Annotated in this window: 24 protein-coding genes and 1 riboswitch; of the genes, 12 read left to right on the forward strand and 12 right to left on the reverse strand. The window is 72.2% G+C overall.

Features of this window, described 5'->3' with window-relative positions:
* Window positions 1-3: 3 nt before the first annotated feature.
* The gene (locus tag IEZ27_RS09210) at window positions 4-783 is read right to left on the reverse strand and encodes a hypothetical protein (protein WP_189646805.1); all 780 of its coding nucleotides are present in this window, start codon (window positions 781-783) and stop codon (window positions 4-6) included.
* Between the two features lie 409 nt (window positions 784-1,192).
* Between IEZ27_RS09210 and IEZ27_RS09215 the strand changes: the two genes are divergently transcribed.
* From IEZ27_RS09215 to IEZ27_RS09230, 4 genes are read left to right on the forward strand one after another with little or no spacing between them, the layout of a single operon-like run.
* Entirely contained in the window at window positions 1,193-2,947 is a 1,755-nt protein-coding gene (locus IEZ27_RS09215; protein WP_189646806.1) for an ATP-binding protein, read from the forward strand.
* A gap of 10 nt (window positions 2,948-2,957) precedes the next feature.
* Window positions 2,958-4,097, forward strand: coding sequence for an exonuclease SbcCD subunit D (locus IEZ27_RS09220; protein ID WP_189646807.1), 1,140 nt, complete (start codon window positions 2,958-2,960; stop codon window positions 4,095-4,097).
* On the forward strand, window positions 4,097-6,517 hold the full coding sequence (locus IEZ27_RS09225) for an AAA family ATPase (protein WP_189646808.1): 2,421 nt from the start codon (window positions 4,097-4,099) through the stop codon (window positions 6,515-6,517). The genes IEZ27_RS09220 and IEZ27_RS09225 overlap by 1 nt, the downstream gene beginning before the upstream one ends.
* The gene (locus IEZ27_RS09230) at window positions 6,514-7,464 is read left to right on the forward strand and encodes a hypothetical protein (protein ID WP_189646809.1); all 951 of its coding nucleotides are present in this window, start codon (window positions 6,514-6,516) and stop codon (window positions 7,462-7,464) included. The genes IEZ27_RS09225 and IEZ27_RS09230 overlap by 4 nt, the downstream gene beginning before the upstream one ends.
* A gap of 25 nt (window positions 7,465-7,489) precedes the next feature.
* Here IEZ27_RS09230 and IEZ27_RS54920 read toward each other — a convergent pair whose 3' ends face one another.
* From IEZ27_RS54920 to IEZ27_RS09250, 4 genes are all read right to left on the reverse strand, one after another.
* On the reverse strand, window positions 7,490-9,007 hold the full coding sequence (locus IEZ27_RS54920) for a serine/threonine-protein kinase (protein ID WP_268246049.1): 1,518 nt from the start codon (window positions 9,005-9,007) through the stop codon (window positions 7,490-7,492).
* Window positions 9,004-10,620 (reverse strand): serine/threonine-protein kinase, encoded by a 1,617-nt coding sequence (locus IEZ27_RS54925; RefSeq protein WP_268246050.1) that lies wholly within the window; start codon window positions 10,618-10,620, stop codon window positions 9,004-9,006. The genes IEZ27_RS54920 and IEZ27_RS54925 overlap by 4 nt, the downstream gene beginning before the upstream one ends.
* A gap of 70 nt (window positions 10,621-10,690) precedes the next feature.
* Entirely contained in the window at window positions 10,691-11,890 is a 1,200-nt protein-coding gene (locus IEZ27_RS09245) for a sensor histidine kinase (protein WP_189646810.1), read from the reverse strand.
* On the reverse strand, window positions 11,887-12,543 hold the full coding sequence (locus tag IEZ27_RS09250; protein ID WP_189646811.1) for a response regulator transcription factor: 657 nt from the start codon (window positions 12,541-12,543) through the stop codon (window positions 11,887-11,889). The genes IEZ27_RS09245 and IEZ27_RS09250 overlap by 4 nt, the downstream gene beginning before the upstream one ends.
* Before the next feature lie 136 nt (window positions 12,544-12,679).
* Here IEZ27_RS09250 and IEZ27_RS09255 point away from each other — a divergent pair, with 136 nt between their 5' ends.
* The 4 genes from IEZ27_RS09255 to IEZ27_RS09270 are packed head-to-tail and all read left to right on the forward strand — an operon-like array spanning window position 12,680 to window position 16,402.
* Window positions 12,680-13,195: a hypothetical protein gene (locus tag IEZ27_RS09255; RefSeq protein WP_189646812.1), complete on the forward strand. Its 516-nt coding sequence runs from the start codon at window positions 12,680-12,682 to the stop codon at window positions 13,193-13,195.
* A complete protein-coding gene (locus tag IEZ27_RS09260) occupies window positions 13,195-14,328 on the forward strand; it encodes an efflux RND transporter periplasmic adaptor subunit (RefSeq protein WP_189646813.1) in 1,134 nt (377 codons plus the stop codon). The genes IEZ27_RS09255 and IEZ27_RS09260 overlap by 1 nt, the downstream gene beginning before the upstream one ends.
* Complete coding sequence (locus tag IEZ27_RS09265) at window positions 14,325-15,188, forward strand: ABC transporter ATP-binding protein (RefSeq protein ID WP_379478558.1); 864 nt, start codon at window positions 14,325-14,327, stop codon at window positions 15,186-15,188. The genes IEZ27_RS09260 and IEZ27_RS09265 overlap by 4 nt, the downstream gene beginning before the upstream one ends.
* Complete coding sequence (locus IEZ27_RS09270; RefSeq protein ID WP_189646814.1) at window positions 15,188-16,402, forward strand: ABC transporter permease; 1,215 nt, start codon at window positions 15,188-15,190, stop codon at window positions 16,400-16,402. Before IEZ27_RS09265 ends, IEZ27_RS09270 begins: the two co-directional genes overlap by 1 nt.
* Before the next feature lie 25 nt (window positions 16,403-16,427).
* Here the strand turns inward: IEZ27_RS09270 and IEZ27_RS09275 are convergent, their stop codons facing one another.
* From IEZ27_RS09275 to IEZ27_RS09290, 4 genes are all read right to left on the reverse strand, one after another.
* On the reverse strand, window positions 16,428-16,892 hold the full coding sequence (locus IEZ27_RS09275; RefSeq protein WP_189646815.1) for a hypothetical protein: 465 nt from the start codon (window positions 16,890-16,892) through the stop codon (window positions 16,428-16,430).
* Between the two features lie 90 nt (window positions 16,893-16,982).
* Complete coding sequence (locus IEZ27_RS09280) at window positions 16,983-17,552, reverse strand: YetF domain-containing protein (protein WP_189646816.1); 570 nt, start codon at window positions 17,550-17,552, stop codon at window positions 16,983-16,985.
* Window positions 17,549-18,526 carry a rod shape-determining protein gene (locus IEZ27_RS09285; protein WP_189646817.1) on the reverse strand — a complete coding sequence of 326 codons (978 nt, stop codon included), beginning with the start codon at window positions 18,524-18,526 and terminating at the stop codon, window positions 17,549-17,551. The genes IEZ27_RS09280 and IEZ27_RS09285 overlap by 4 nt, the downstream gene beginning before the upstream one ends.
* An 84-nt stretch (window positions 18,527-18,610) precedes the next feature.
* Window positions 18,611-19,108, reverse strand: coding sequence for a PadR family transcriptional regulator (locus tag IEZ27_RS09290; RefSeq protein WP_189646818.1), 498 nt, complete (start codon window positions 19,106-19,108; stop codon window positions 18,611-18,613).
* A 55-nt stretch (window positions 19,109-19,163) separates the two neighbouring features.
* Here IEZ27_RS09290 and IEZ27_RS09295 point away from each other — a divergent pair, with 55 nt between their 5' ends.
* The 4 genes from IEZ27_RS09295 to IEZ27_RS09310 all read left to right on the forward strand — a co-directional run bounded on the left by IEZ27_RS09295 (window position 19,164) and on the right by IEZ27_RS09310 (window position 22,985).
* Window positions 19,164-20,618 (forward strand): MDR family MFS transporter, encoded by a 1,455-nt coding sequence (locus tag IEZ27_RS09295; protein WP_229823723.1) that lies wholly within the window; start codon window positions 19,164-19,166, stop codon window positions 20,616-20,618.
* A 47-nt stretch (window positions 20,619-20,665) separates the two neighbouring features.
* On the forward strand, window positions 20,666-20,866 hold the full coding sequence (locus tag IEZ27_RS09300) for a DUF5302 domain-containing protein (protein WP_125637023.1): 201 nt from the start codon (window positions 20,666-20,668) through the stop codon (window positions 20,864-20,866).
* Between the two features lie 165 nt (window positions 20,867-21,031).
* A riboswitch (cyclic di-AMP (ydaO/yuaA leader) is annotated at window positions 21,032-21,166 on the forward strand.
* A 178-nt stretch (window positions 21,167-21,344) separates the two neighbouring features.
* A complete protein-coding gene (locus IEZ27_RS55265) occupies window positions 21,345-22,061 on the forward strand; it encodes a hypothetical protein (RefSeq protein WP_308427266.1) in 717 nt (238 codons plus the stop codon).
* A 54-nt stretch (window positions 22,062-22,115) separates the two neighbouring features.
* Entirely contained in the window at window positions 22,116-22,985 is an 870-nt protein-coding gene (locus IEZ27_RS09310) for an alpha/beta fold hydrolase (protein ID WP_229823731.1), read from the forward strand.
* An 8-nt stretch (window positions 22,986-22,993) separates the two neighbouring features.
* Here IEZ27_RS09310 and IEZ27_RS09315 read toward each other — a convergent pair whose 3' ends face one another.
* From IEZ27_RS09315 to IEZ27_RS09325, 3 genes are read right to left on the reverse strand one after another with little or no spacing between them, the layout of a single operon-like run.
* Window positions 22,994-23,365 carry a hypothetical protein gene (locus IEZ27_RS09315; protein WP_125637022.1) on the reverse strand — a complete coding sequence of 124 codons (372 nt, stop codon included), beginning with the start codon at window positions 23,363-23,365 and terminating at the stop codon, window positions 22,994-22,996.
* A 27-nt stretch (window positions 23,366-23,392) separates the two neighbouring features.
* A complete protein-coding gene (locus tag IEZ27_RS09320; RefSeq protein WP_125637021.1) occupies window positions 23,393-23,764 on the reverse strand; it encodes a roadblock/LC7 domain-containing protein in 372 nt (123 codons plus the stop codon).
* A gap of 29 nt (window positions 23,765-23,793) precedes the next feature.
* Complete coding sequence (locus IEZ27_RS09325) at window positions 23,794-24,678, reverse strand: transcriptional regulator (protein ID WP_189646820.1); 885 nt, start codon at window positions 24,676-24,678, stop codon at window positions 23,794-23,796.
* Window positions 24,679-24,680 lie beyond the last annotated feature (2 nt).

Raw genomic sequence — 24,680 nt, forward strand, 5'->3', positions numbered from 1 at the left:
GGCTCATGAGCCTTCCTGGCCGGGAACCGCAGGTGAGCCGGTTCCGTCCGTACGACGGCGGAGGCGTAACCCCGTGAGGGCGGCGGCGAGGGTCAGCGCCCCGGCCGCCACCAGCACCCGCCCGTCGGGGCCCGTCTCACCGCCGCCGCCGGTGTCCGCGCCGCCCGTCGGCAGCGCGGCGGGCGTCTTGGTGGGGGAGCCCGGTTCCGGGGGCGTGCTCGCGGTGTCCGTGGTGTCGGGGCCGGGGGTGGTCTCCGTGTCGTCGCCCGTGCCGGTGACGGTCAGGGGGTACGACGTCAGCGCCTCCTTGTCCTGCGGGTCACACTCGATCAGGGGCTTCTGCGGGGTCGGCCCGAAGTTGACGGCCGCGGGACGTACCGTGCCGGTGCCGGGGTGCCGCGGCGTCGTCTTCACGTCGACCACGCTTCCGGGGAGGGGGATGACCGCTCCCGGGACGATCGTTCCGGGACGGCCGACGCCCGTGGCCGAGGTCAGCCGGTCGATCCCGGTGACGGAGGCGTAGGCGTACAGGTTGACCTCGCCGTCCAGGCCGGTGGCGGGGGCGCGGAGCTCGGCGCCCGCGACGTACGAGCCGCGCCAGCCGATGGTGAACTGCTTGCCCACGGCGGCGGTGGCGGGCACCGTGAGCGTCAGGTCGATCTTGACGGTCTGCGTCTCGCCCGTGGCGCGGGTCGTGCACGTGTACACGACGGCGGTGCCGCCGTCCGGAGCGGGCGTGGAGAACAGCAGGACGGCCAGGGGCAGGATCAGTTGCAGGCGCACGGCGATTTCCCTTTGTGACGGATGTGGCACAAAGGGGACGGTGTGCGAGGCCGACAGGTTGACCGGGCTGTCCACATCCGGACAACCCCGTCGTGCGGAGCGGTTCTGTCGGACCCGGCTGGTATCCATGGCTCCCATCAAGATGATCACCCTGACGGCGGAGGCCCCGGGCTCTCGTGAACGTGCGACGCAAGACATTCGATCCGCGACAGTCCATGCGTGACGATGTCGCGGTCGGTCCGTCACGGGCGCGGCGGGCTGCGGTGGGTGGCTCACGGAGCTCGGCACACCTGGACCGACGCGGTGTTCGCGTTCTGACGCGGCGCGGCGAAGACCTCGATGAGCCGGACGCATCCCCGGGCCCCGACTACTCTCCTTTGGAAGGGCATGTCTGGGGGTGGAGGGTTTCGTGACGGTCAACGGGGCTGCGAGCCGGGAGGCGTCTTCTGCTGCGGCGGCGACCGGTGAGGCGGTCGGGCGGGTCCTCGGCACCCAGGCCGCCTCACCGCTGTCGTTCTGGGTCGGCCTGGAGCCCGGCAAGGTGCTGCAGCTCGACGACGTCGTGGTGACCAGGCGCGAGGTGCCGGGCCACGGCACGGTGCTGGTGGCGGGCGTGGTGACCACGGTCGAGGCCAGGCACGAGGGCGCCGCCTACGACTCCGACGTGTTCCTCATCGCCGAGGGCGCGTTGCCCGCCGCCGTGGTCGAGGTGGCCGAGGTGCGGGTGACCAGGGTCGAGCCCGAGGTGTTCGTGCCGCCGCTGCCCGGCTCCAAGGTCTTCGTGGCCGGGGCGGGCGACCGCGACCAGGCGCTCTACTTCGACGTGATGGACCGCCGGGTCCCGATGGGCATGGGCCGCGACGGCCAGCCCCTCTACGTCAACTTCGACTTCCTCGACGGCACCCGCGGCGCGCACGTGTCGATCTCCGGCGTCTCCGGCGTGGCCACCAAGACGTCCTTCGCCACGTTCCTGCTCTACTCGATCTTCAACTCCGGCGTGCTCGACGCCGAGTCGGCCAACACCAAGGCCCTGATCTTCTCCGTCAAGGGCGAGGACCTGCTCTTCCTCGACCACGACAACGTCCGCCTCGACGAGAGGGCGCGGGCCGCGTACGCCAGGCTCGGGCTGCCCGCGCAGCCGTTCGGCAGCGTGCACGTCTTCGCGCCGCCGCGGCCGGGCGACCCCAACGGCGTGCCGCACGTGTCGGCCCGTACGCAGGGGGTCAGCTCGTTCTTCTGGACGCTGGTCGAGTTGTGCGAGGAGGAGCTGCTGCGGTTCGTCTTCGCCGACGCCGACGACGAGCGCGCCGGGTACTCGCTGCTCGTGGGCCAGGTGGCGGCCCGGCTGAAGTCGTGGGCCGAGCCGGTGGGCGACGGCGGCGCGGTCATGATCAGGGGCACCGCCTGCCGCACCTTCGGCGACCTGGTCGAGCTGCTGTCCGACCAGTTGCAGGACGAGGCCACCCGCCTCGAGTGGACCGGCGCGCAGACCCCGCTCGGCACCGTCAACGCCTTCCTGCGCCGGCTGCGCAGCGCGGTCAAGCCGCTGTCCCCGATCGTCCGCGGCGACCTGCCGTTCTTCCGCGCCCACTCGGTGCGTACGTCCGACGCCCAGGTCACCATCGTCGACCTGCACAACCTGCCCGAACGGGCCCAGCGGTTCGTGGTCGGCGTCGTGCTGCGCGGCGAGTTCCACCGCAAGGAGACCTCGGGCACGGCCAAGCCGCTGCTGTTCGTGGTGCTCGACGAGCTGAACAAGTACGCGCCGCGCGAGGGCGACTCGCCGATCAAGGAGATCCTGCTCGACGTGGCCGAGCGCGGCCGTTCGCTCGGGGTGATCCTCATCGGCGCCCAGCAGACCGCCTCCGAGGTCGAACGCCGCATCGTCTCCAACAGCGCCGTACGCGTCGCGGGCCGCCTCGACCCGGCCGAGGCCGCCCGCTCCGAGTACGGCTGGCTGCCCCCGGCCGTCCGGGAACGCGCCACGATCGCCAAACCGGGCACCATGTTCGTCGCCCAGCCGGAGATCCCGGTGCCGCTGGCCGTCGCGTTCCCCTTCCCCGCCTGGGCGACCCGGCCGGCCGAGGCCGCGTCCCGGGTGAGCCCGTCGGCCGACCCGTTCCAGGGGTTGCCGGGCGTCGAAGACGACATTCCGCCGTTCTGAAGGGAGCTCGGTGAAATTCCTGCACACCGCGGACTGGCACGTGGGCAAGGTGCTCAAGGGCCGCTCCCGCATGGACGAGCACCGCGACGTGCTGCGCGAGCTGGTCACCGCGGCCCGTACCCATGACGTGGACGCCGTCGTCGTGGCCGGCGACCTGTTCGACACCTCGGCGCCCACACCCGAGGCCCAGTCGCTGGTGCTCAACGCGCTCATGGCGCTGCGCGGCGACGGCCGCGACGTGGTGGTGCTGGCCGGCAACCACGACAACCCACAGCTCTTCGAGGTCTACCGGCCGGTGCTCGGCAAGCTCGGCATGCACATGGTGGGCGTCTTCCGCCGTCCCGACGCGGGCGGCACGCTGGCCTTCACGGCGCGGTCGGGGGAGCCGGTGCGGCTGGCGGTGTTGCCGTTCCTGTCCCACCGCTATGTCGTACGCGCCGCGGAGGTGCTCACCGGCACCGCCGCCGACCACAACCGCGACTACGCCACCCGCATCTCCGAGCTGGTCGGCGCGCTGACCGCCGGCTTCCAGAACGACACCGTCAACCTGATCACCACCCACGGCACCCTGCCGGGCGGCGCGTTCGGCGGCGGCGAGCGCGAGGCCCAGTCGATCTTCTCCTACTACTTCGAGCCCAGCGCCTTCCCGGTCTCCACCCAGTACGCCGCCCTCGGCCACCTGCACCGCCGGCAGCAGATCCCCGGCCCGTGCCCGATCTGGTACAGCGGTTCGCCGCTGGCCGTCGACTTCGGCGAGGAGGGCAACACGCCCGGCGCGCTGCTGGTGGAGGTCACGCCGGGGCGGCCCGCGGTGGTGCGCGAGCTGGCGTTCGCCTCGGCGCGCAGGCTGCGTACGGTGCGCGGCACGCTGGAGCAGCTTGAGGGCCTGGAGGCGGGCGACGACTGGCTCAAGGTGATCGTGGAGGAGAAACCCCGCGTCGGCCTGTCCGACCAGGTACGCGACCTGCTGCCGGGCTCGGTCGACGTCGTGCTCGACGAACGGTTCCGTCCGGTGCCCGCGGTGCGCAGGGCGGGCTCGGCCGCGCGCAGCCCGCGCGAGCTGTTCCGCGAGTACCTGAGCGCGACCGGCCGCCACGACGACCAGGTCGCCACCCTGTTCGACCGGCTCTACGACGAGGTGACCGGCTGATGCGTCCCCTGCTGCTGCACCTCGACCACTTCGGCAGTTTCCGCGAGCCGGCGACCGTCGACTTCTCCGACACCGAGTACTTCGCCCTGGTCGGCCCGACCGGCGCGGGCAAGAGCACGATCATCGACGCGATCTGCTTCGCCCTGTACGGCACCGTCCCGCGCTGGGGCAAGGAGAACGTCATCGCCCACGCCCTGGCCCCCTCGGCCGGTTCGGGCAAGGTGGCGCTGGTGTTCGAGAGCGACCGGCGGCGCTACGGCGTGGTGCGTTCGCTGGTCCGCGACGCCAAGGGCACCGTGCGTACCAAAGAGGCCAGGATCGACGAGCTCGACCCGGCGGCGCCGCTCGACGTGGCGTACGAGATGGTGCTGAAGTCGCTCGCCGAGGGCGAGCACGTCACCCCCGAGGTGCAGCGGGTGACCGGCCTGGAGTACAAGTTCTTCACCCAGTGCGTGGTGCTGCCGCAGGGGCGGTTCGCGGAGTTCCTGCACGCCGCGCCGCGCGAACGCCAGGACCTGCTGGTGCAGCTCCTCGACGCCGACGTCTACGAGCTGATCAGGCAGCGGGCCGCCCGCGACGAGGAGGCCGCGCGAAGCGCCGCCGCCTTCGCCCGCGACCAGCTCGCCAAGCTGGCGGGGGCCTCCGACGAGGCAGAGCGCGAGCTGGCCGACGGCCTGGCCGCGCTGCGGCGGCTGGCCGGCACCCTCGACACCGACCTCGACCTGCTGCGCGCCCGCGAGGCCGACATCGGCCGGGCCGAGCAGGAACGCGCGTCGGTGGCCGAACGGCAGTCGGCGCTGGCCGCGCTGCGCATGCCGCCCGCGGTGCCGACGCTGGCCTCGGCCCGCCGCGAGGCCGCCGACGCGGTCGCCGCGCTCGGCGCCGAGGTGGCGACCCTGGAGGCCGACGAGCACGAGGCGTTCGAGGCGCTGGCGGCGCTCGGCGACCGCGCCGAGCCGGTCGCCGCGCTGGCCGCGCTCGACGCCCGCGAGCGGCTCACCACCCAGGCCGCCGACGCCCGCGCGGCCGCGGCCGAGGCCGCCGCCTCGCTGGAACGGCTCGTCCCCAAGGTCGCCGAAGCCGAGCACGCGCTGGCCGAGGCCGAACACGAACGCGAACGGCTGCGCGACGCCCACGCCGCGGCCGCGCTGACGCATCGGCTGGCCGTGGGGGAGCCGTGCCCGCTCTGCCTGCGCCCGCTCTCCGAGCTGCCCCATCACGAGCGGCCCGCCGATCTCGGCGCCGCCGACCGGGCCCTCGCCGCCGCCCGCGACCGCGCCGGCCGGGGCCGGGCTGCCCTGGCCAAGGCCGAGACGTCGGCGTCGATGCTGGCCGCGCAGGCGACCCGGCTCGACACCGACCTGGCCGCGCTGCCCGCCCCCGGCGACCGTACCGAGATCGAAGGGCGGCTGGCCGCCATCGTCAAGGCCGAGGCCCTGGCCACCGAGGCCCGCACCGCCGTACGCGGCGCGCGCGGGAAGCTGGAACGCGCGCGGGCCGCCGCCGAGCAGGTCGAACGGCAGGCCGAGAGCGCCTGGCAGACCCTCGGGTCCACCCGCGACCGGCTGCTCGTGCTCGCGCCCTCCGACGACCCGCCGCCGTCGCTCACCCGCGACGACCTCCACCACGCCTGGTCCGAGCTGCTCGGCTGGCGCGACCGGGCCGCCGAGGCCGCCCGCGCCGCCCTGACCGAGCGCGAGCGGGAGCTCGCCCAGGCCACCGCCAGGCTCGCCGCCGAACGCCACAAGCTGACCGAACGCCTGGCCGAGCACGGCGTCACCGTCCCGCGCAACGCCACGCCCGACCAGCTCGGCGCGGCCGTCGCCGGAGCGGTCGCGCGGGCCGACGGCGCACTCGAACGGGTCCGCGAGGAGCGCAGGCGGGCCGCCGACCTGGAGAAGGTCGTCGCCGAGAAGGAGCACGAGGCCAAGGTCGCCCACGAGCTGGCGCTGCGCCTGCGGGCCAACGCCTTCGAACGCTGGTTGTGCGCCGAGGCCCTGGCCGTGCTGGTCGCCACGGCGTCCGAGACGCTGATGGAGTTGTCCGACGGCCAGTACGAGCTGGCGCTCGGCGAGCGTACCGGGGACATCGAGGTCATCGACCACGGGGAGGCGGGCCTGCGGCGCAGCGCCCGTACGCTGTCCGGCGGCGAGACGTTCCAGGCCGCGTTGTCCCTGGCGCTGGCGTTGTCCGGGGCCGTCGCCAGGGGGCTCGACTCGATCTTCCTCGACGAGGGGTTCGGCACCCTCGACCCCGCCACGCTCGACACCGTCGCCACCACGCTCGAACGCCTGGCCGCCGGCCAGGAACGCATGATCGGCGTCGTCACCCACGTCCCGGCGCTGGCCGACCGGGTGCCGGCCCGCTTCGAGGTGCTGCGCGACGCCAAGGGCTCGCACGTACGGAAGGTGGGGCCGTGACCTCGGGCTTCACCGTCGACCCCTGGGACCCCGGCTACGCCGCCGCGATCGCCGTCGAGGCCCTGTCCGAGCTGGGCGCCACCAGCGCCGAGCTGGTCCTCGACATCGAACGGCCGGCCGCCGACTGGAAGCCCGTCACGCCGGGCCCCGACGCCGCCGCGCCCGACACGCTGCTGGTCGCCGACGGCGTGCGCCGGATCGACGCGCGCGTGTGGGTGCACGACCCCGACCTGCCGATGCCCGTCCCCGGGATCGCCGCCTCCTACGCCGCCGGGATCGTACGCTGCGGCCCCGACGGGGCCGAGCCGGCCGCGATCGAGGTCAACAGGTCGCTGATCTCGGCCTCGCCGTACGCGCCGGAGGTGAAGACCGCCCACGCCGCCTACCTGCCGAACAAGGCGGCCGACTCCAGCTTCGAGGAGTTGTCGCTCGCCCTCCAGCGCCAGGTCACCCAGCTGGAGGTGGACCTCGCGGTCCGGCACCGTTCGCTGGGCGACGACCTGCTGCTGGTGGACGGGCCGCTGCGGGGGCGTACCCATCTGCCGCGGACGGTCGGTTACATCAAGACGCACCACGCGGCGTACCTGCCGCAGCCTCAGTCGGCCGTGGTCGCCGCGCTCACGCCGGGGCAGCGTACGCCGGTGTTCCTCATGGGCACGAGCTGGCGCAGGCACGCCTGGTACCTGCGGCTCCCGGTCCAGTCGACGGCCCCGTGGGCGGGCATCGCACGCTGCGAGGCCAGCGCCGACCTCGACCCGGCGCAGGTCGTACACCTGGCCGACGCCGTAACGCTGGCCCTGCCGGCGCTGGCCGGGGTCGACTACAAGGACCCGCGCGCCCCCCAGAACCTGGTGCCGATCGGCGGCCTGGAGAAACTCCTGCGCCACCACCTGGGCGACCCCCGCCTCCTCTACCGCTCCCTCCGCACGGCCGCGCAACTCGGCTGACCGGCCGGCCACCGGACGGGGGCCGCTACCAGCCTTTGTCGACGTCGCAGATGTTCACGGTGACGCTGCGCCGGAGGCTGGTGGGGGTGAGGACGCGGAACACCACGGTGTAGCTGCCCTTGCCCTTCCAGGTGATCGAGGGCAGGACGGGCCTGGTCGAGGCGGTGGCCACCTTTCTGCCCTGGCTCTGGCCGTTGACGAGCCACTGGTAGTCGTAGCCGACGGTGGTGGTCACGTCGGCGTAGACGTTGAGGTCGTAGCGCCAGCAGCCGCCCACGCGGATGCCCTGGTAGGTCAGGGCCGCAGAGGTCACGCCGCCCTTGGCGGGAGTCGTCGGCCTGGTGGTCGTCGGTTTGGCGGTGGACGTCGGTTTGGTGGGCGTCGGTCTGGCGGATGTCGGTTTGGTGGTGGGCGTCGGCCTGGTGGTGGTGGGCTGCGGGGATCTGGTGGGTTTCGCGGGTTTGCGGGTGGTTGATCGGCGTGTGCCGGATCTGCGGCTGTCGGGGACGTGCGTGGTGGGAGGTGCGGCGGCGTTCGTGGTGTTCGTGGTGTTCCGGCCCGGGGCGGTGGGCCACCACACCCAGACGGCCGTCGCGGTGGCGGCCGTGAGGACGAGCGCCACGCCGCCCGCCAGCAGCGCGAGCCCGGTCCGTGGGCGTCCGCCCGCAGGGTGGCGGGGGTGCCCGTGGGCGGAGGGGTGCGTCGGGCCGGCGGGTGGGCGGCCGGAGGGGCCGGTCCATACGTGGGGGGCGGCCGGACGGCCGGGGGAGGGCGGCGGCGTGGGGCGGGGGCCGCCTATGAGCTGGAAGAGCACGTCCTGCATGGTGGGGCGGGCGTCGGGGTGTTTGGCCAGGCAGGCGGCCACGATGGAGCGCAGCGGCTCGGGCACGCCGGCGAGTTGCGGCTCGCCGTACTGGATGCGGCCGAGTACGGCGGGCACCGAGTCGTTGCCGAACGGCGGGACGCCGGTGGCGGCGTACACCATGACGCAGGCCCAGGCGAAGACGTCGGTCGCGGGGCCGACGGTGGCGCCCGCGAACTGCTCGGGAGCCATGTACGACGGCGTGCCCAGGATGCTGCTGGTGACCGTGGCGGAGGCGTCCGCGGCGCGGGCGATGCCGAAGTCGATGACCCGCGGCCCGTCGCGTCCCAGCAGGACGTTGGCGGGCTTGAAGTCCCGGTGGACGACGCCCGCCCGGTGGATCGCGGCCAGCGCGGTCGCGGTCGCCACGGCGAGCCGTTGCAGGTCGGCACCCGCATGGCGGCCCGCCTGCTGCAACGAGGGCCCTTCGACGTACTCGGTCACGATGTACGGCCGCCCGCCCAGCGAGGCGTCCAGCACCTGCGCGACGCAGAACGGCTCCACCCGCCGCGCGGCGGCGACCTCCTTGGCGAAGCGGCCGTCGCCGGACGCGCCCTCGTGCAGGACCTTGATCGCGACCCGGGCGCCGTCGGGGGCCTCGGCCAGGTACACGGCGCCCTGGCCGCCCTCGCCGAGCTGCCTGACCAGCAGGTACGGGCCGATGGCCGGCGGCATCGTCATCCGTCGTCCATCGTGCAGATGGTCAGGGACACGCTCTTGGTCGTGGCGCTGGGCGCGGTGACCTGGAGGGTGACGGTGTGGCGGCCGGCCTTCAGCATGTACTGGCCTGCGGTGATGTAGGCGCTGTAGTCGTCCTCGGAGACCCAGGACCTGCTGCGCTCGACGCTCTTGCCGTCGATCAGCCAGGCGTAGGAGACCCAGATCTCGCGTTTGGTGGATTCCACGCGGCCCTGGAAGTGCAAGGGGGGCATGTAGCAGCCGCTTCCGGCGGACTGCCCGGGGCCGCCGGACAGGGTGATCTCCCCGACGCTGGCCCTGGCGGCGGTGACCGGCTTCTTGGTGGTGCGGGTGGGGGTGGGGGTCGGACGTGTCGTGGTGCGGGTGACGGTGGGGCGGGGGGTGGGTGACTCCGCGGGGCGGCGGGTGGTGGGCCTGGAGGTCGCTTTCCTGGTGATGGTGGGCTTCGGGGTGCTTCTCCGCTGCGACTTCCTTGCGGTGGGAGTGGAGGGGGGAGACGTCGGGGTGGCGGAGGGGGCCGTGAGCGCGGACAAGCCGGGGAGGCGCGACCAGGGGGCGAGCCAGACGACCCCGCCCACGAGCGCCGCGGCCACGACCACCGACAACCCCGCGGCCAGCGGCACCACACTCCGCCTGCGCCCACGACGCCGTCCCCCCGAACCGGGGAACGGCGGCGGCCCCTGCCCCACAGCGCCGGGCGGACCGGGTCTCGGCGGCGGCCCCTGTCCCATGGCTCCGGCCGGACCGGCGCCCGGTGGTGCGGGGTGTCCCGGTCCCTGGGACTGGAAGGGGGAGGGGTGGGACGGGGTGGGGGCGTCGCCGCTGAGGAGGCGGAGGAGGACGTCGCGCATCGTCGGACGGGCCGCCGGGTCCTTGGCCAGGCAGTCGTACACGATCGAGCGCAGCGGCCGGGGCAGGTCGCCGAGCAGCGGCTCGTTGTTCAGGATCCGGTTGATGATCGCGGGCAGCGTGTCCTGGCCGAACGGCGGCGTCCCGGTGCCCGCCCAGACCACGACCGCGGCCCACGCGAACACGTCCGCCGGCGGCCCGACCACCTGTCCCGCGAGCTGTTCGGGCGCCATGTACGCGGGCGTCCCCACGATGCCGCTCGTCACGGTGGCGGAGGCGTCCGCGGCACGGGCGATGCCGAAGTCGATCACCCGCGGCCCGCCGGGGCCGAGCAGCACGTTGGCGGGCTTGAAGTCCCGGTGCACGACGCCCGCCTGGTGGATGGCGGCCAGCGCCGTGGCCGTGGCGACGGCGAGCCGTTGCAGGTCGGCCCCCGTATGGCGCCCCGCCTGCTGCAACGAAGGGCCCTCGACGTACTCGGTCACGATGTACGGCTGAGGCCCCAGGGACGCGTCCAGCACCTGCGCGATGCAGAACGGCTCCACCCGCCGCGCCGCCTCGATCTCCTTGGCGAACCGCTCGTCCGGCCCGGCGCCGTGGCGCAGCACCTTGACCGCCACCGTCCGCCCGTCGGGCGCCCGCCCGAGGTACACGGTCCCCTGGCCACCCGCGCCCAGCAGCCCGAGCAGCCGGTACGCCCCCACGGCCGCCGGATCACCCTCCCGCAGCGGTTCGACGTGCGCCATGAGAGAAGTGACTCCTGATACTGAAATGAACGAAGTTACTTACGATAGCGACCAATATCAGGATTTGTAGTCAAGTTGCGCGAGCAGCCGGCAGCGTCGCCGTAACGATCAGCCCACCGCCCTCGCGGGGCCGGGCCGTCACGTCCCCTCCGTGCGCGACGGCCACCGAGCGCACGATCGACAGCCCGAGCCCTGCGCTCATCGCCGTCACCACCCGTTCGGCCCCGTGCCGGTGGAACGGCTTGAACAGCAGCGGCACGTCGTACGGCGGCACGCTCGGCCCGCTGTTGCCCACCTCCACCTCGACCAGCCCGCCGGGAACCGTACGGCTCGACACCCGCACCCAGCCGGTGCCGTCGTCGAGGTTGTGCCGGACGCCGTTCTCCACCAGGTTGTGCACCAGCCGTTCGAGCAGCAGCGCGTCGCCCACGGTCGGCGCGGGACCGGCGTCCTCCTTCACCACGACCCTCGCCTCCTCGGCGTCACGCGCGGTCTGGGCGACCACGTGGGTGACGACGTCGGCGAGGTCCACCGGGGAACGGTCGGCGATCTCCTGCTCGGAGCGGGCCAGCAGCAGCAGCCCCGAGATGAGCCGTTCGTGGCGGGCGTTGATCTGCAACAGGTTCTCGCCCAGCTCCTTGACGTCGTCGGAGGCGGTACGCCGGTGCATGGCCAGCTCCACCAGCGCCCGGTTGAGCGTCAGGGGCGTGCGCAACTCGTGCGAGGCGTTGGCGACGAACCTGCGTTGGCCGTCGAAGGAGTGGTCGAGCCGTTCCACCATCGTGTCGAACGTGTCGGCCAGCGTCTTGACCTCGTCCGGGGGGCCGTTGAGCGCGATCCGCTCGTGCAGGCCGCGTTCGGCCATCGGGGCGGCGGCGATCCGGCGCGCGGTCTCGGTCACCAGGTGCAGCGGGGCCAGTACGCGTCCGGCCACCACCCAGCCCAGCCCGACGGCGATCCCGCACACGACGGTGAGGGCGATCGCGCCCTGGGTGAGCAGCGAGGTCACGGCGGCCTCGCGCACCCCCTCCTCCTGCTGCCGCATCCACTTGACGGCGGCGGAGCCGATCAGCTCGACGCCGTCCTGCTTGAGGAAGATCACGTTCTTGCGGGTGCCGTCACTGGTCATGAACCGGTTCTCGAACGACTGCGTGAGCTGCTGGTTGAACAGCAGGTACGTGACGCCCAGCAGGGTCAGCCCCGCCACCAGGAAGAGCGCGCCGTACACGAGCGTGAGGCGCAGCCTCAGGGTGGGGTGCGGCAGTCTCATGGGATGCGGTACCCCACTCCCGGCACGGTCTCCACCACCGGCGGGTCGGCGAGCTTGCGGCGCAGCTTGAGTATCGTCAGCCGCACCACGCCGGTGAACGGGTCGGCGTGCTCGTCCCACGCCTTCTCCAGCAGTTGCTCGGCCGAGACGACCGTGCCGCCGGCCCGCATCAGTTCGGTCAGCACGGCGAACTCCTTCTTCGACAGCGGGACGAACCGCCCGTTCCGGAACACCTCCCTGCGTGCCGGGTCCAGCGTGATCCCGGCCCGGCGCAACACCGGCGGCGCGGCGGGCCGCGAGCGCCGCCCGAGCGCCAGGACGCGCGCCGCCAGCTCGGGGAGGGCGAACGGCTTGGTCAGGTAGTCGTCGGCGCCCATGGACAGCCCGCTCACCCGGTCGTCGAGCTGGGCGGCGGCCGTCAGCATCAGCACCCGCGCGTCGGACTCGGAGGCGACCAGCTCCCTGCACACGTCGTCGCCGTGCACGCGCGGCAGGTCGCGGTCCAGGACGACCACGTCGTAGTCGTTGACCGCGATCCGCTCCAGCGCCGCCTCGCCGTCGTGGGCGAGATCGACCGCGTGGGTCTCCTCGCGTAACCACTCGGCGATCGCGCCGGCGAGCATGCGCTCGTCCTCCACCACCAGCACCCGCATTCCGTACCTCCGGCTCGATTCTCGCGTGGGCGGCATTTGATCCGGATAAGCCCGGGATGGAAACGCCGGGGAAACACGGTCGCGTATTGCATCTCCCCTCGTAACGCCAATCGGCTTCCGGTGAAGGAGAGCATTCATGCGAGGACGACCCCTCATGGCGCTGGCCGCGGCCGCGCTGTTCCTGACGGCGTGCGGCGGCCAGCAGGGCGGATCGGACGTGGCGTCGGTGTCCGGCACCGGCGCCAAGCCCGCGGCCAGCGCCCCGGCCACGGCAGACCGCGGCGAACAGGCCATCAAGTACACCACCTGCCTGCGCGAGCAGGGCGTGGACGTCCCCGACCCCGGTCCGGACGGCCGGATCCAGATGAAGTTCGACAAGAGCTCCGGCAGCCCGGAGAAGATCCAGAAGGCCATGGACGCCTGCAAGGAGTTCCAGCCCGCCGGGATGACGTCGGGCAAGGGCAACGATCCCAAGACGGCCGAGGCCATGCGCAAGCAGGCCCAGTGCATGCGCGACAACGGCGTGGAGGCGTTCCCCGACCCCGAGGGCGGCATGGTGCGCATCACGCGCGAGGTCGGCGAGGACCCCGACTTCAAGTCCGCGCAAGAGAAGTGCCGGATGAACATCGGCGGGGGACAGGGAGGCTCTTGATGGGGACGGCCACCATCGACGGCCAGGCCGGCCCGGAGGCCCCTCCGCCCCGCCCGGGCCGCCGCCGCCGCGGCGGGCGGACGATCATCGCCCTTCTCGGGGTGGCCGCGGTCGCGGGGGCGGCGGTCCTGGCGATCAATCCCGGCGGCCTGCTGGACGGCGGCGCCACCCCGGCCACGTCGGCCGCCGCGCTGCCCCCGGCCAGCACCCCGGTCGTCCGGCAGACGCTGAACGACACCAGGGACGCCGACGGCGAGCTCGGCTACGGCCCGGTCACCACGGCCGTGGCCAGGAAACCCGGCACGATCACCTGGCTCCCGGACAGCGGTGACCAGATCAGCCGCGGCCGGTCCCTGTACCGCCTGGACAACAAACCGGTCATGCTCCTGTACGGCACCACCCCCGCCTACCGCGACCTGCGGATCGGCACCAAGGGCAAGGACGTCGAGAACCTGGAACGCAACCTGCGCAAACTCGGCTACGACGGCTTCACGGTGGACGACGAGTACACCTACGACACCGCCCAGGCGGTCAGGGAGTGGCAGGACGACCGCGGCCTCGACGAGACCGGCGAGGTGGAGCTGGGCCGGGTCGTCTTCGCCCCTGGCAAGGTACGGGTGGAGAGCATGGAGGCCGAGAAGGGGCAGCCCACGGCCCCCGGGCAGAAGGTCCTCACGTACACGGGCACGAAGAAGGTCGTCACGGCCAAGCTGGCGGCTGAGGACCAGCGGATGGCCAAGAAGGGCACCAAGGTCTCGGTCACCATGCCCGACGGCAAGAACGTGACCGGCCGGATCACCGAGGTGGCCACGATCATCGAGCCGGGCGAGGGCCAGAACGCCGACCCGGAGACCCGCCTGGAGGTGCTGGTCTCGCTGGGGACGGCCAAGGCCGCGAAGGGGCTGGACAAGGCGGCGGTGAAGGTGACGTTCACCGCCGACAGGCGGAAGGGCGTGCTGACCGTGCCGGTGTCGGCGCTCGTGGCGCTGCAGGAGGGCGGGTACGGCGTGGAAGTGGTCGAGGACGGCGGATCGCGATACCTCGCCGTCAAGACGGGATTGTTCGCCGGCGGCCGGGTCGAGGTCTCCGGCGACGGGCTCACCGAGGGCATGACCGTGGGAATCCCGAAATGACCCACCCCGCGACCGCCCGTACGACCGCGGCACCCCGTGCGGCGTACGCCATGATCTCGTTGACCGGGGTGTCGAGGACCTATCCCGGCGGTGTGGCCGCGCTGGACTCGGTGTCGCTGGAGATCGGGCACGGTGAACTCGTCGCCATCGTCGGCCCGTCGGGCTCGGGCAAGTCCACGATGCTCAACCTCGTCGGCACCCTCGACCGCCCCTCCGCCGGCCGCATCGAGATCGACGGGTACGACGTGTCCAAACTGTCGGACAACCAGCTCTCGGCGCTCCGCGCGACCACGATCGGCTTCGTCTTCCAGCACTTCCACCTGGCCGCCAGGGTCACCGCGCTGGACAACGTGGCCGACGGCCTGATCTACACCGGCCTGCCGCAGTCCGAACGGCGCCGGCGGGCCGAGGCGGCGCTGCGCCGCGTGGGCCTTGGGCACCGGACCTACCACGAGCCGCACGAGTTGTCCGGCGGCGAGCGGCAGCGCGTGGCCATCGCCAGGGCGGTGGCCGGCGACCCGCCGCTGCTGCTGGCCGACGAGCCCACCGGCGCCCTGGACTCGGTCTCGGGAAACGGCGTGATGGACCTGCTGCACGAGCTGAACGCGAGCGGCACCACCATCGTGATCATCACCCACGACCGCGAGATCGCCGCCGGCCTGCCCCGCCAGGTGGGCATGCGCGACGGCCGCATCGTCTCCGACTCCGCCGCGAACCACCCGGAGACCGGCGAAGGCCACGGTTCCGGCGAGGTCCGCGATCCCGGCGAAGAGCGTGGTTCCGGCGAAGAGCGCGATCCCGGCGAAGGCCGCGGTTCGGGGTCGTCTGTGCGGGAGCCCGTCGAATCCGAGGTGGCGTGATGGCCACGCTGGAGCGGCCCCGGCTCTCCCCGGCCAGGATGCGGCCGCGCGACGTGATGCGCGTGGGCGCGGTCGGCCTGCGTACCCGCCCGCTGCGGGCGTTCCTGTCCGCGCTCGGCATCGCGATCGGCATCGCCGCGATGATCGGCGTGGTCGGGATCTCATCCTCCTCCAGCGCCGAACTGGACCGTACGCTGTCCGCGCTGGGCACGAACCTGCTCACCGTCTCCTCCGGCACCACGCTCATGGGCGAGGCGGCCCAGATGCCCATGGACGCCGAGGCGATGATCGAGCGCATAGGCCCGGTGGAGTCGGTCTCGTCCACCGGGAGCGTGGCCGCGGCCAAGGTCTACCGGAGCGAGGAGATCCCCGAGCCCCAGACCAACGGGCTCATCACGATCGCCGCCCGCCTCGACCTGCTGCCGACCGTGGGCGCGACCGTCCGCCGCGGCACCTGGCTGAACGCGGCCACCGAGCGTTACCCGGCCGTCGTGCTCGGCTCGGCCGCCGCACAGCGGCTCGGCATCGGCACGGTCACCCCCGACACGCAGGTGGTGGTCGGCGGCGTCCGGTTCACGGTGGTCGGCGTGCTCGACCCGGTGCCCCTGGCCGAGGAGCTGAACAGCGCGGCTCTGGTCGGATGGCCGGTCGCGGAGTCCAGGCTGGACTTCGACGGGCATCCGACCACGCTCTACACCCGTTCGCAGGAGGCCAGGCTGGAGGCCGTGCGCTCGGTGCTGGCCGGCACGGCCAACCCCGAGGCGCCCAACGAGATGAACGTCTCCCGCCCGTCCGACGCGCTGGCCGCCAAGCAGGCGACCGGTCAGGCGTTCGCCGGGCTGCTGCTCGGCGTGGGCGCGGTCGCCCTGCTCGTGGGCGGCGTGGGCGTGGCCAACACGATGGTCATCTCGGTGCTGGAACGCCGTGCGGAGATCGGCCTGCGCCGCTCGCTCGGCGCCACCCGCGGCCAGATCCGCACCCAGTTCCTCGCCGAGTCGCTGCTGCTGTCCGCGCTGGGCGGCGCGGGCGGGATCCTCCTGGGGGCCGGCGTCACCGTCGGTTACGCCTTCTCCCGCGAGTGGCCGGCCGTGGTGCCCGGGTGGGCGACGGTCGGCGGCCTGGTCGCCACGTTGGTCATCGGCGCGGTCGCGGGGCTCTACCCGGCCGTACGCGCCTCGCGGTTGTCGCCGACGGAGGCACTGTCCGCCCCCTGAGCCCTCTGAGTCTCCCGAGCGCGGTTCAGGGGGCGGTGCTCTCGTTCGCCGGGGTGTAGCAGGTCGTCCTGCCGACGATCCTGACGTTCGGCCCGTCGAGGACGGTGAGCTCGAACGTCAGGTTCGTCTCGGGGTTGCGCACGATGGACACGCCCGTGCTCTCGTCACGCAGGTCCAGGTCGTCCACGATCTGGTCGTAGCCCATGTCCTGGAGGGTGAGCAGCAGCCCGTCGGGGGCGTCGGCGGCCTCGCCCTCGGCCTGGACCAGCCGGCGCACCTGGCCGGGCAGGCACGAGCGGTCCTCGGTCTCGTCGGAACGATGGGCCGGCGACACGGTCAGCGTGGAGGCGGCGAGCAGGGCGTCGGTGTCGGCGGTGAGCCGCCTGGCCGCCTCCTCGAAGGAGGGCTGCCCGGCGGAGGTACAGGCTGCCGCGACCCCGACGCAGAAAAGCACCGCGGAAATCACGACCGAGCGACCAGCCAGGCGCACGATCGGACTTTATCGGAGATCAATTCCGATTGCAGCTCGTATAAACACAAGATTAAGGATCGATGTCGAAGGGCGCCCGGCCGCGCATTCTCATGAGGGCCTGCCATTCAGCTCGTCCAGCTTGCGTTCGATGCGTTCCAGGCGCGCTCGCAGCTCGTCCACGTCGCCGCGTTCGGCCTCCACCTCTTCGGCGCGCAGGCGGACCAGGAGCGCGCCGCCGGGCTCCAGGCGTACGAGGTCGGTGTCGGACACGCTGTCGGCCCCTCTGAGCTGGAGCATGACGTCGAGGTCGGCCTGCCGTACGCCCGTCCGGCGCAGCGCGGAGGGGATGAAGTGCCCGTCGCGGGCCAGGACCACCGGGTCGCCCTCGACCATCCGGCCGATCGAGGGCACGGCCGCAGCCAGCCGTACCACGACCGAGTTGACCGCCACCAGCATCACCACGCCCACCACGCCGCCGATCAGCGAGTTGTCCGGGCCGATGATCGCGTTCTGCACGACGTTGCTCATCAGCAGCATGACGACGAAGTCGAAGTTGTTGAGCTGGGCGATGCCGCGTTTGCCCATGATGCGGATCAGCGCGGCGATCGTCAGGTAGACCACGATCGTCCTGACGGCTTTGTCGGCGAACGAGACCCCCAGGGCGAACAGGTCGCTCACCGGTGTCTGAGCCTGGCGATCAGCCCCAGGTCCTCCACGCAGCGGCCGAGGCCGAGGGCCACGGAGTCGGTGGGCCGCTCCGCGCGGCGGACCGGCATGGACAGGCCCGCGCGCAGCCGCCGGCGCAGGCCGGGCAGCAGTGCGCCGCCGCCGACCAGCACCAGTCCTCCCTCGCCCAGGTCGGCGGCCAGTTCGGCGGGGCAGCGTTCCACGGTGTACTCGGCGGCCCGCACGATGTGCTCGACCGGCTGGGCGGCGGCCTCGCGGACGCGTTCGGCGGGCAGCGCGACCGCGCGCTCCTCGCCGGTGTCGGCGTCCCTGCCGTGGAGCAGGACGTTGCCCGCCGGCTCCCGTACCGAGCACAGCTTGGCCGCCTCGGCCTCCCGCTCGCCGACCAGCAGGCCGTGCTCGTACTCGGCCAGGCGGGCGACGGCCCGGGTCACCGCGCCCCCGCCGCCGCGTACCGTGCCGACGGTGACCACGGACCCGCAGGAGAGCACGGCGATCCTGGCGGCGTCGCGGCCGATGTCGATGACCATGTGACCGGTGCTGTCGTCCAGCGGCAGGCCCGCGCCGAGCGCCGCCGCGACCGCGTGCCTGACCAGCAGGATCCCGCGGGCCTCCGCCTCGAACCCGGCGTCGCGCAGCGCCACCCGCTCGATCGGCGTGAAGTCGTCGGGCACGGCCATGACCAGGCGCGGCCTGGGGAAGGGATGCCGGTGCACCTTGTGCAGGAAGTGCCTGATCATGCGCCGGGTGAGCTCGCCGTCCTGGGGCAGGCCGTCGCTGATCGGCCAGTACGTCTCGCCGTCCGCGCCGTCCGCGGCCTCGGCGCCGTAGCCGACGACCTTGCCCGTCTCCCTGTCGCGCATGACGGCCGAGGGCTCGTCGAGCACGATGCCCTTGCCCTTGGCATAGATCCGCGTGCTGGCCGCGCCGAGATCCATCGCCAGGTCACGACCCAGGAGCCTCATCGCCCTACAGGGAGGTTGACCATCATGCCTGGGTCTATTTCCGGCGCTTCTCCAACGCAACACCAGGAAGCGAAGAGTTCCGTTTTACCCTTCGCGCCGCAGGGCGGCCAGGGTCTCCTCGGCCCACTCCCGGCCGGAGCGCATCTGGCGCAGTCCGAGGGACAGCGCGTAATTGCCGAACTGGCCCTCGGGCTGGCAGTCGAGCACCGCGAGACGGGCCTCGAAGTGGCCCTTGATGCGCTCGACCACGGCGATGGCCTGCTCGGTGTCGAGCAGCGGCAGCAGGAACGCCTGGAGGGCGGTCTCGCTGCGGATGGTCGCCGACGGGTCGTGCTCGATCAGCCACTCGGTGAGCAGCCGGCTGCCGTCGGGGGTGATGGCGTAGATCTTGCGGCCCCGCGCGCCCTCGGCCTCGACCGTCACCAGGCCGTCGGCGGCCATCTTGACCAGCTCGGGATAGATCTGCGTGTGCCCGGCCTGCCAGACGTGGTTGAGCGAGTGCTCGAACCTTTTGGCCAGGTCGTAGCCGCTGGCCGGGCCTTTGGCGGTGAGCAGGCCGAGGAGCGCGATCCGCAGGGACATGCACTCAGCATATCGAAGACTTGACATGTCAGCTCTTACATATCAATCTTCACCTGTGACTAATGACATGAAGACCAAGGGCAACGGCCTGGTGTTGCTGGCGGTGCTCGGCGGGATGTTCCTGGCGATGCTCGACCAGACGATCGTGGGCACCGCGCTGCCCCGCATCACCGGCGAACTGGGCGGCACGGAGCTGTACACGTGGGTGGTCACCGCCTATCTGCTCACCTCCACCGTGACCGTGCCGCTGTACGGCAGGCTCTCCGACCAGCACGGCAGGAAGCCGCTGCTGCTCCTCGGGATGTCGGTGTTCGTGGCCGGGTCGGCGTTGTGCGGCCTCGCGCAGGACATGACCCAGCTCATCGCCTTCCGCGCGGTGCAGGGGCTGGGCGCCGGCGCGCTGCTGCCGCTCTCGCTGGCGCTGGTGATGGAGATGTTCCCGCCGGGGCGCAACGGCGCCCGGGTGCAGGGCGCGCTCGGCGGCGTGATGGCGTTGACGTACCTGGCCGGGCCGTTCCTGGGCGGGCTGTTCACCGACCACGCGAGCTGGCGGTGGGCCTTCTACGTGAACGTGCCGCTCGGGATCGTGCTGATCGCGATCGTGGTGCTGCGGCTGCCGTTCCGTCCCGGTACGGGCGGCGAGGGCCGGCCGGACTACGCGGGCATCGCGGTGTTCAGCGTGGCCGTCAGCGCGCTGCTGCTCGGCCTGACCGAGAAGGGCCTGGACGGCAACTCCTGGACCTCGTTGCCCGTGGCCGGGCCGATCCTGCTGGCGCTGGTGCTGCTGGTCGTGTTCGTGCTGGTCGAGCGGCGGGTGGCGAGCCCGATCATGCCGCTGCACCTGTTCCGGGACCGCACGTACACGCTGGTCAACGCGACCTCGTTCTTCACGGCCTTCTGCATGTACGCCGGCGTGGTGTTCCTGCCGCGCTACTTCCAGCAGGCGCTGGGCGTCAGCGCCACCGAGTCGGGGCTGCGGATCTACCCGATGACGCTGGCCATGGTGGCGGGCAGCGCGCTCATGGGCACGCTGATGTCCAGGACGCGCACGTACAAGCCGTGGCTGGTCGTGGCGCCGTTCCTGCTCGTGGCCGGCAGCCTGCTCTGCCTGAACCTGACCCTGCGTACCGACGGCCTGGTGCTGGCCGGGTGGATGGTGCTCATCGGGCTCGGCATGGGCCCGATGTTGTCGGGGCTGACCGTGGCCGTGCAGCAGGCCGTCGAGCCCCGGTACATCGGCACCGCCTCGGCCAACCTGACCTTCTTCCGGCAGATCGGCGGCTCGGTGGCGCTGGCGCTGGGCGGCACCGCGTACACCTCGGTCATCGGCACGGACGCGCCCGTCCACGGGCTCGCGGCCGCCCACGCCTCGGCGGCGGCCGTGGTGATCCCGTCGCTGGGGGTGGCGGGCGCGGTGGTCGCCCTGGTCGCGCTGGTCATGATGCCGGGCAGGCGGGTGGAGCAGGCGCCGGCGGCGGAAAGCAGAGTGGAGGCCGGTTTCGCGTCGTAAGCGACGTCATGCGAAGCTGTGGATGTCCCCAACACCAGGAGGTCCTCATGGCGGAAACACCGGAGCCGGAAGTCGACGAGACTCCCGAGGACGAGATGAAGCGCAAGTTCCGCGAGGCGCTGGAACGCAAGCGCAACCAGCACGCCGACTCGGCCGCGGGTGGCAAGGGCGTGGACCCGTCGAAGATCCACGGGGCGCACGGTCCGGCCGCGAGTAAAAGATCCTTCAGGCGCAAGAGCGGCGGCTGAAAGGCCCAATTTCTCTGGGGGTACGGCATGCCGTGCCCCCTTTCTCTTTGCCATGACAGGTAGATCTTTACCCGATTCATGACGATTCGTTTGTATTTGTCCGTTTCTCTGGGTACGGTCTTAACCAATTACCAGCTGGTGGCGTAGTCCCTACCAGGAGAGGGGCGACAGCTGGCGCCGAATCCCGACTTGTCGGGAACCGGGGACCCATCTCATTGGGGTGAATCCGGCCACGTGCCGGTAGGGCATCTCCACGCCCGAACCCGTCAGCTAACCCGGTAGGCGAGATGGAGAGGACTTGACCCGCATGTACCACCTCGTCGTTCCCCCAGGCAGTGTAGTGACGGCCGCCTGCTGAGCGGCCTCTTCCCCGACTTTCCCCCACGCGCCGCGTAACCGCCCTTTCGGCGCTCATGCCTGGTTACGGACCGTAGTCGCGCGCGTTCCCCCTGTCCCCTCGCGAAGGACTCACTGCATCATGTCTGCTCGATTTGGCCTGCGTTCCATCGCCCTGTTGTCCGCGTCCGCCCTGGGCGCGCTGACCATCGGCGCCACCTGCGCCCACGCCGACACCGGCGACGACCAGAAGATTTTGCTCAAGGGGTCCACCACGGCCTCCTACTTCTGGGACGACTCCTCCGGCCGCGCCGGCGACACCGGACTTCCCGCCAGTGGCAAGCCCATGCAGAAGGGCCTGGCCGCCAGCCCGAGCTGGCCCCTGATGACCGAGGGTTACGTGACGTTCAACGGCAAGAAGATGCCGTTCTTCGTCGGTGACCGCGGCCCCGGTGTGCCCTCCAACCGCGGGGTCATGCTCGACCTCGACGCCAAGACCTTCGCCGAACTGACCGGCGGCACCTTCAACTCCGACACCCTGGGTGTGGACGGCAACGGCGGCCGCGGCCACATCAAGATCGACTACGTCATCACCAAGTGGGGCGACGGCAAGGGCAAGAAGAACTACCCCGTGGCCTTCTCGACCGGCGCGTGGAGCAGGTACGACTCGAACCCCGCCGAGCCGCCCAAGGTCGAGGCCGCGCAGGCCGCCGACGACGCCGCCGGTTCCGCCGGTGGCCAGGAGGGGATCGGCAAGTCCGTCGCGATGGGCGGCACCGTCATGGCCGGCGTGCTGGTGGTGGCCGGCGGTGGCGTGGTGCTCGGCGGCGAGCGCCTGCGCAAGCTCCTCAACGACTGATCCCCGGACATACGGCTCTTTACGCCGAACGACCAGAATGACATTCTGGTCGCTGTGATCCAGCGCGCAGCCGCGAACGGCATCGAGATCGCCTACGAGAGCTTCGGCTCCCCCGCGGGACGGCCCCTGCTGCTCATCATGGGACTCGGCGCCCAGCTCATCCACTGGGACGACGACTTCTGTGAACTCCTGGCCGAGCAGGGGCACCACGTCGTCAGGTTCGACAACCGCGACGCGGGCCTGTCCACCCATCTCCACGACGAGGGCGTTCCCCAATGGGGAGCGCCTTCGCCGTATCTGCTGGACGACCTGGCCGACGACAGCGCCGCCCTCATGGACGTCCTGGGATGGCCCGCCGCGCACGTCGTCGGCGCCTCGATGGGCGGGATGATCGCCCAGGCGCTGGCCATCCGGCATCCCGGCCGCGTGCTGAGCCTGACCTCGATCATGTCCACGCCCGGCCCCCAGGCGGCCCCGCCGACCGAGGCGGCCGCAGCGGTGCTGCTCGCCAAGCCCGCCGCGGACCGCGAGGCGGTCGTCGCCGACGCGCTGCGGACCTGGGCCGTGATCGGCTCCCCCGGCTACGAGCTGGACCGCGAACGTGTCAGCAGGCTGGCCGGGCTCGCCTTCGACCGCTGCCACGACCCGGCCGGCACGGCCCGCCAGCTCGCCGCCATCCTGGCCTCGGGCGACCGTACGTCGCCGCTGGGCGGGCTGAAGGTGCCCGCGCTGGTCATCCACGGCGAGGACGACCAGCTCGTGCCGGTCGCCGGTGGCCGGGCCACGGCCGCCGCCATCCCGGGCGCCCGCCTGGTCACGTACCCGGGCATGGGACACGACCTGCCGCGCCCGCTCTGGCCCGCCATCGTCGCCGAGGTCGGCGCGCACACCGGCTCCGTGACGGCGGCCGTCACGGAGCCGTGAGGCGGTGTTCAGAGCTCCAGCTTCTCCTCGATGACCTTGAGCATGTGCCGCGCCAGGGCCAGGTTGGCGCGGTTGCGGTCGAGGGCGAGGTAGAGGAAGAGGCCCTTGCCGCTGCGGCCGGTGATCGGGCGGATGATGTGGTACTGGGCGGTGAGCGTGATCAGGATGTCCTCGATGCCGTCCTTGAGGCCCAGCGAGTCCATCGTGCGCAGCTTGGCCTTCATGACCTCGGTGTTCCCCGCGGCCGCGACCTGGAGATCCAGCTCCTTCGAGCCGCCGAGCGTGCCGAGCGCCATGCCGCTGCCGTGGTCGACGATCGCCGCGCCGATCGTGCCGTCGATGCCCATCATCTCCTTGAGGGAGACGTCCATGCCTGCCATGCTTTTCCTCCGCTTCGGTCGGGATGGTCAGTGCTTGCGTGCCACGGCGGCCACGGAGGCCGCCGTCTTCCTGCCCTCCAGCCGGAGGAGCCCGACGTTGGCGCCGGGTCCCGCCAGGACCGTGAGGACGATGGTGGGGCCCGCGGCGTAGAAGGCCACGAAACCGGCGGTGCCGGAGACGAGGGTCTCCTCGAACGTCCCGCGGCCCGTCATGGTCAGCATCCGGCTGCTCATCGCGAGCAGGGCCGCCGACAGCGCCGCCGCCCGCTCGCCGGTCTCTCCTTCGAGGTCGCAGGCGATCTGGAGGCCGTCCACGGTGCAGGCGACGCTGCCGGTGACGTCCGGCGTACGGCCGCGCAGGAGCTCCATCTCCGCCAGGACCTCTTGCCGTAGCTCCACAGGTGGCCTCCTCCTGCGTGAGGGGAACCTCACGGCATCTCCTCCAGCGCCTTCTTCAGCCGCCGCAGCAGCGTCAGATCGGTCGGGTCCGCCGTCGGCCGCGGCCCGGCGGCCTGGTGGGAGCCGCCCTCCCCGGTGCGCGCGGGCACCGGCACCGGGCTCGGGACCCGTCGGGGCAGGGGGTCCGGACTCGGGACCTGTCTGGGCGGCGGGTCTGCCGTGCCTGGGGTGTCGTCCGGGCGGCGCGGGGGCGTCGCGGCGGGCCGTGCCGGGTCCGGCGGGGCGAGGAGCCCGGCGGCGGCCAGCTTCCTGACGGCCAGGAGCACCGAGTAGCCCGACCGGCCCAGATGCCGGGCCAGCTCCAGCGGCGTCGCCTTCTGGTCGGCCCGTACGACGACCTCCCACTGCACCTGGCTGAGCGCGACCCCGTGCCCGGGGAGGCGGGGGATCGGCCGTACCGGCTGGGTGTCCACGTCGGAGGAGGGCCAGATGCCGGTGAGCTGGTCGCGGCGGCGGGCGCACTCGCGTACCAGCTCCGGTACGTCGAAGAACCACTGCCCGCCCAGCCAGTGCTCCTCCCCGGGCCGGAACTTCGGCCGTACGCCGGTCACCGGCAGCAGGAAGAACGCGGCGTCCAGGACCACCCCGAGGACGGCGTACTGGAGTTCGGCCAGGGTGACCGGGCCCTCCTGGAGCAGCCGGGCGCGGCCGCCGTCCGCCTGGAGCGCGCGCAGCGCCGACTCCGACACCCGCCCCCTGGCCGCGAACAGCCGCTCGACGCCGGGGGTCTGCGCGCACTCCATGTACGTCACGCGCCCGTCCGACAGGAAGACCGTGCCGTTCCTGCCCAGCCGCAGTGCCCCTGTCGCGCGTTCGCGGGCGAGTCCGGCGAGGAGCGAGTCGAGGGCGGTCATGG

The organism is Nonomuraea spiralis (assembly GCF_014648435.1).
Taxonomy (GTDB): domain Bacteria; phylum Actinomycetota; class Actinomycetes; order Streptosporangiales; family Streptosporangiaceae; genus Nonomuraea; species Nonomuraea spiralis.

Coding starts and splice junctions, on each gene's coding strand:
- IEZ27_RS54925 (WP_268246050.1), bottom strand. CDS start 10,620: ATGGCGCACGTCGAACCGCTGCGGGAGGGTGATCCGGCGGCCGTGGGG.
- IEZ27_RS09300 (WP_125637023.1), top strand. CDS start 20,666: ATGGCGGAAACACCGGAGCCGGAAGTCGACGAGACTCCCGAGGACGAG.
- IEZ27_RS09270 (WP_189646814.1), top strand. CDS start 15,188: ATGGCCACGCTGGAGCGGCCCCGGCTCTCCCCGGCCAGGATGCGGCCG.
- IEZ27_RS54920 (WP_268246049.1), bottom strand. CDS start 9,007: ATGACGATGCCGCCGGCCATCGGCCCGTACCTGCTGGTCAGGCAGCTC.
- IEZ27_RS09225 (WP_189646808.1), top strand. CDS start 4,097: ATGCGTCCCCTGCTGCTGCACCTCGACCACTTCGGCAGTTTCCGCGAG.
- IEZ27_RS09315 (WP_125637022.1), bottom strand. CDS start 23,365: ATGGCAGGCATGGACGTCTCCCTCAAGGAGATGATGGGCATCGACGGC.
- IEZ27_RS09265 (WP_379478558.1), top strand. CDS start 14,325: ATGACCCACCCCGCGACCGCCCGTACGACCGCGGCACCCCGTGCGGCG.
- IEZ27_RS55265 (WP_308427266.1), top strand. CDS start 21,345: ATGTCTGCTCGATTTGGCCTGCGTTCCATCGCCCTGTTGTCCGCGTCC.
- IEZ27_RS09255 (WP_189646812.1), top strand. CDS start 12,680: ATGCGAGGACGACCCCTCATGGCGCTGGCCGCGGCCGCGCTGTTCCTG.
- IEZ27_RS09290 (WP_189646818.1), bottom strand. CDS start 19,108: ATGTCCCTGCGGATCGCGCTCCTCGGCCTGCTCACCGCCAAAGGCCCG.
- IEZ27_RS09250 (WP_189646811.1), bottom strand. CDS start 12,543: ATGCGGGTGCTGGTGGTGGAGGACGAGCGCATGCTCGCCGGCGCGATC.
- IEZ27_RS09260 (WP_189646813.1), top strand. CDS start 13,195: ATGGGGACGGCCACCATCGACGGCCAGGCCGGCCCGGAGGCCCCTCCG.
- IEZ27_RS09285 (WP_189646817.1), bottom strand. CDS start 18,526: ATGAGGCTCCTGGGTCGTGACCTGGCGATGGATCTCGGCGCGGCCAGC.
- IEZ27_RS09325 (WP_189646820.1), bottom strand. CDS start 24,678: ATGACCGCCCTCGACTCGCTCCTCGCCGGACTCGCCCGCGAACGCGCG.
- IEZ27_RS09245 (WP_189646810.1), bottom strand. CDS start 11,890: ATGAGACTGCCGCACCCCACCCTGAGGCTGCGCCTCACGCTCGTGTAC.